Genomic DNA, 3,906 nt, shown 5'->3' with positions numbered 1-3,906 from the left:
AATCCGTATTGTTTGGAAATTGTGGCGAGGCACGCCGCACCACAATCTGTTATATCGTGTTGTTTTATACAACAATATTTCACAGAAAAATTCTCCTTCCGTTAAGGATGATTTTAACCCTTGAAACTATAATACAAAAACAACTTGTATTTATCTTATGTTTAAACCTCAGTAAAAAACATCATCTAATTTTATTTCTGCGAGTTTTATATATCTTACTTCATCAAATAATTTTATTTATATAGGTTTTCCTCAACATAAATCATCATTTTATTTCTATAATAAAAGTACGCCGCAAATGAAAATACTATATTAAATAAAACAAGATATAAATTGTGAAAAATCATTGCTATAACATAAATAACTGCAACAATAATTACAGTTACTATAATCATAAATATGTTATTTTTCAGCCATTTTTTTCAAAAAAGTAATTTTATCTTTATCCATTTCATCTCAACCCCGTACCCTTTCTTTATCTATTTGTTTTTATAATAGATAAAGAAAGGGTTTATACAGTTATTTATGACGAAGAATTAACATGCCCATGTAAAAATAATACCTGGAATAGTACAATCTTTGCCACTACCAATAAAACATATAATTTCAAATAGTTTATTATAACACATACTATTCCTTAAACAAACTAACCTACAATTATGGTAATAACAAATTACTAAATATTCATAAAATGTACATTTTTAAATTTTAGATTCTAAAAATGAGTACAAATAACTGATTTTCAGAACATAATTGCAGAGTCAATTAAATTGTAACGCTATTGATAATATCAAAAACTATTTAATACCATTTTAATCTATCTTTTTTTATTTTTTAACTTAACAACTACAATTCCCAACACAGCTCCTATAACAAGTCCTGATGATAAACAAATTGGAAACAAAACAATATTATGCAAAGCTACACTTAGCCCTAATTCGAAAGGACATCCACATTACATACCTAATAGAAAATAAAGTATAAAATAATTTCTATTGTTTTTCAAAATAACATCACCCTTATAGCATAAGCTACTGCTGAGCATATAATTATCAATTTTATCCCCATCTTTTATTTTAATAAACGATGGGGATAAATAGAGTTAATATTTTATATAGAATTAATTGCTTATGTAAAATAATATTCAAAATTAGTGCCAATTATAATACAGTCTATTTTCCACATTTATAAAGGTAAAAATATATTATAAACAATAAAAAGAATATTATTAATCCTATAATAAAGATAATGTTAAATATTACTATATTGTTAAATTGATAAATAATTTCACAGATACCTGCTACTATTATGATTATTCCTGAAATAATTTGGAGCAAACGACTTTTTTTGATAATAAGCACCTCCTTAATATTAACAATATTACTCAACAATTAAAATAATATAAAAAATTAAAAAGCACTTATAATGGTGCATACTCCGCCTGCAATTGCGAAGCCAGCTGCAACCTTTCCTGGTCCACCGCAAAACCAAACTACACCTGAAACAACACAGCAAACACCACCAGCAACAGCCCACCAGTTTACACCGCCGTCAATATTGCAAATTTCATTCATAGAAAGATCTGTAAAACCTTTTGTCATAACATTTTCCATTGTTATGTACCTCCTTAATTTTATAATATTTATATTCAAATACAAACAAAACATAGTATGCGCACTTCTACATTTTATAAGTATTGGAACATACCTGATTAAACAGACTAAACAAATATTGCATTTATAATTGTTTCCGCAATCAATATCACAAATACAACTATTGTAATCGGTGCAGAAAAATAAATTGCAATCTTATTTAAAGTTTTAATTCTATATTCTCCACTATTCAAAGTGAATTTTCCTCTATGTTTTACTAATTCAATAATAAGCAAAACTATTCCTGCAATAATCAATCCTATAATTAACAATACCATTATTGAATACATCATTATAGGAATAATGTTACTCATTATGTAATCAATATTCTCTTCACCAAGTTTTTCAATATCAAGATTCATTAAACACAAGCTTTGAATTGTGCCAATAATATTAAACAAAAAATGCAATATTACAGACGGAAATACAGACCTTGTTTTGGCAATCAAAAAACTTGACATTACACCAAGAACAAAGGTATACATAGACTGAGCACCATTAGCATGCCACAAACCAAACATTACAGCGTTCAAAATAATTGCAAACCACTGTCCCATCGGTTCGGTATTTCTGTATATGGTACCTCTGAATAATAGTTCCTCAAATATCGGAGCCAGAACAGGCATAACTAAAACTGTTACTAAAATACTATATATTGAGTCACCAAAGTCTATAGCTATATTATTTATATTAATACCAAAGCATTCTAAAAATAACATAAGCAAACTGGACAAGACACTAAACAAATATGTCAACCCAAGCGAAAGAATTATCCATTTTGTAATCCATCCAGCAGATCTTTTGGGCTTTTTTAAGCATGAATTCAATCTGAAATTGTTTTTTCTGCCTTTCAGCTTATAAAACAAAAACATAGATACAGGAAATATCATTAAATAAATTACAATATATGTAATTAAACTTTGTAAACCTGTGTCAGCCATAACAGAATTCTCTTCAAAGAAGTAAAAAAAAAGCTGTAGAAAACATCCTGAAATCTCAAACATTATCAAATAAAATAACAGGGGCAACGAGCTATAATTTGATATTTGTCTGATTAATTTATTAATATCTTTATTGTGCATCTCATCACCTAAAAATACTTGAATATTAATTTCATCAATATCCAGTTTCTAATTTTGATTATTTGTTATAAAATTTATTTTTTAATACGACTCTAAATGATTTAACTATTGTTGCTTTTTACACCAACATATATATCCATTATAATATTATCAATTTCAGAAGGTGATGATGCAGACCTGACCGTAACATTATAGAATGGCGTAACAGGTTTAAAATCATTGTCTCTTATATACTGATTAAACTCTTGCATTTCGGTATTCATAGTCAATGGATTGCCGATATGTCTAAACATAAGTGCATTATTGATTTCAAACGTATCCTTATAAATAAATTCATCAGTAGATGCCATTACCCCGTTAATTGGAACTATAATCTCAATATCTATGATTTGGTCACCACAATCATTTTCAATTGAATGGATTGCGGTAATAGTTGGTCCGTTAATTTTTAAACCGGTATCATTAATCACAGAAAGTAATCGACTCATAACATTATTAATCAATTTATTATTAACTTTACCTCTGTAAGTGATAACCTGCTCAACTGAATATATATTTTTTTGATTAATTTCCATTACACATTCCCCTTAAACCCAAATTAGTATTTAATAAATCTATTGCCAAAAGTTGCAATAATTTGCTGAAACAACAAGTATAATATAATTTATTGCTATAATAATATTTTCCCTAATTAGAATTATCTGCCTAAACGGTCATTTTCCTTCCTAAACGGTAAAGTATTCTAATTTTTATTAAAAATTTATTTAATTTATAACATCAATTGCCAAAACTGAATTGTTACTTTCAAGCCACACAATAAAATTCATATTATTATATTCTGATTATTGCAGTTAAATTTAGATTTTCACATAAAGCAACAGCAGGCAGTCGCTTAGTCAACTGCCTGCTTGATTTAGTAAGTTCAACTCAACTGCATTTTATTAACGGTTATCAAAAACCTTAATCAATAAAATTCAGCTGTTCCAAGAACCATATTATTATTTTTTTGGAGCCTGATATAATGTGAGCTTCAACCGTCATACCTGATTTCAGTTCCTTTATTTCTCCCGACAAATTTGATAGTGACGAACTGTCAAGCGTAGCTTCAGCCTTGTAATACATCATATTGTTTGATTGGTCTGCAAACGAATCTGCCGAAACGTCGGTTATTT

General features: G+C 27.9%; 5 protein-coding genes. All 5 read right to left on the bottom strand.

The window, feature by feature from the left end; genetic code table 11:
• Window positions 1–83: cysteine peptidase family C39 domain-containing protein (locus BLP46_RS13510; RefSeq protein WP_143000489.1), on the bottom strand; the 83-nt coding region annotated here is incomplete at its 3' end.
• Between the two features lie 1,326 nt (window positions 84–1,409).
• Window positions 1,410–1,613, bottom strand: coding sequence for a hypothetical protein (locus BLP46_RS12575; RefSeq protein ID WP_092979382.1), 204 nt, complete (start codon window positions 1,611–1,613; stop codon window positions 1,410–1,412).
• A gap of 107 nt (window positions 1,614–1,720) precedes the next feature.
• The gene (locus tag BLP46_RS12570) at window positions 1,721–2,593 is read right to left on the bottom strand and encodes a CPBP family intramembrane glutamic endopeptidase (RefSeq protein WP_167669278.1); all 873 of its coding nucleotides are present in this window, start codon (window positions 2,591–2,593) and stop codon (window positions 1,721–1,723) included.
• A gap of 242 nt (window positions 2,594–2,835) precedes the next feature.
• Window positions 2,836–3,309: a DUF5085 family protein gene (locus BLP46_RS12565; RefSeq protein WP_092979378.1), complete on the bottom strand. Its 474-nt coding sequence runs from the start codon at window positions 3,307–3,309 to the stop codon at window positions 2,836–2,838.
• Window positions 3,310–3,694: 385 nt separating this feature from the next.
• Window positions 3,695–3,906 (bottom strand): beta-barrel domain-containing protein (locus BLP46_RS13175; protein WP_502686004.1); only part of this gene is annotated, 212 nt, incomplete at its 5' end.

This window comes from Ruminococcus sp. YE282 (assembly GCA_900101355.1).
GTDB classification, from domain to species: Bacteria; Bacillota; Clostridia; order Oscillospirales; family Acutalibacteraceae; genus Ruminococcoides; species Ruminococcoides bromii_A.
The sequence above is the reverse complement of the archived record's forward strand: the minus strand, read 5'-3'. Positions and strand labels throughout refer to the sequence as shown.

Bases quoted from the DNA above. Each gene is read 5' to 3' on its own strand.
- BLP46_RS12570 (WP_167669278.1), bottom strand. From the start codon at position 2,593: ATGGCTGACACAGGTTTACAAAGTTTAATTACATATATTGTAATTTAT.
- BLP46_RS12575 (WP_092979382.1), bottom strand. From the start codon at position 1,613: ATGGAAAATGTTATGACAAAAGGTTTTACAGATCTTTCTATGAATGAA.
- BLP46_RS12565 (WP_092979378.1), bottom strand. From the start codon at position 3,309: ATGGAAATTAATCAAAAAAATATATATTCAGTTGAGCAGGTTATCACT.